Raw genomic sequence first — 983 nt, forward strand, 5'->3', positions numbered from 1 at the left:
AAAATTAATAAATTTATAACTCGAAAGTCTCCTTAAGGTTTCATCCTAATGTGTCTAATTTAGTTTGAAGACGTACACGAGGACTGGTTTTGCAATCGACTTTCGTCGGGGAGAAGAGGTTTCAGTGATTCTATTAAAGGATAGTGTTTGGGATCCGTTTTTTAATAATTATCCTCATGTCGATTCTATTGAAATAGAATATAAAGAATCTATACCAACCTTTCTAGAATTGTATACTGCTGTCGACGATGAAAGCAATGAAGATCATATGTCCAATAGATCTTTTGATCTCAAATTTGAAGGGGATAGGTATATATTGCAACAGGAATATAGCAACCTGCTATCAGCTATTTCAAAATTTCAGATTGATAACATAAATAATATACCCAATCCACAAAACTTCGATAGACTACGTGTTCTTGTTAGAAAAGACACTATTTCCTGTACATATATCCCTCGTCCATTTTTGAAATACGCTTCTTTTCAAGCGTTAGATCAACTAAAAGAAGAGTTAGAGAATAGTTATAAACCATTGGTTTATGTACCCAAAGGAGATTCTGTATTAATTGTGCAAGCCATAGTAAATCGCGATCGTACGCTAGGTGATATTGGGTTAATAGTCGGTGAGCACTCTTCGTTTTATGAATTTGTATTACGTGCTTTACGAAAGACAGGAGCCACTTGGCAACCAATGAATAATAATGGGAGACCATTAAGAAGTGTTGTTGACATATATATCCGACTCTATGGAACTAATAGTTTTTCAATATCCCTAACTGGCAGAGGGCGTAAATTGCAAATCAAAGATAATGATAAAAGTTCACGTTTATTCTTCTGATGTGTTGTTACTATTTGAATCATTCATTCTTAGGACGGAATTATAAACTATAAAAAAACGTCAAAATCATGAAAAGACAACCAATTTTAGATTTTTTCGACATTTCGAGTAATGTGGAAGAATTACCGAGAAACGAGCTGTTTAG

Annotated in this window: 1 protein-coding gene; it reads left to right on the top strand. The window is 33.8% G+C overall.

Annotation, left to right across the window (positions count from 1 at the left end; translation table 11 throughout):
• Positions 1-64 precede the first annotated feature (64 nt).
• Positions 65-838, top strand: coding sequence for a hypothetical protein (locus FXV77_RS21875; RefSeq protein ID WP_148921374.1), 774 nt, complete (start codon positions 65-67; stop codon positions 836-838).
• Positions 839-983: the final 145 nt, after the last annotated feature.

It is taken from the genome of Sphingobacterium phlebotomi, assembly GCF_008180195.1.
GTDB lineage: Bacteria > Bacteroidota > Bacteroidia > Sphingobacteriales > Sphingobacteriaceae > Sphingobacterium > Sphingobacterium phlebotomi.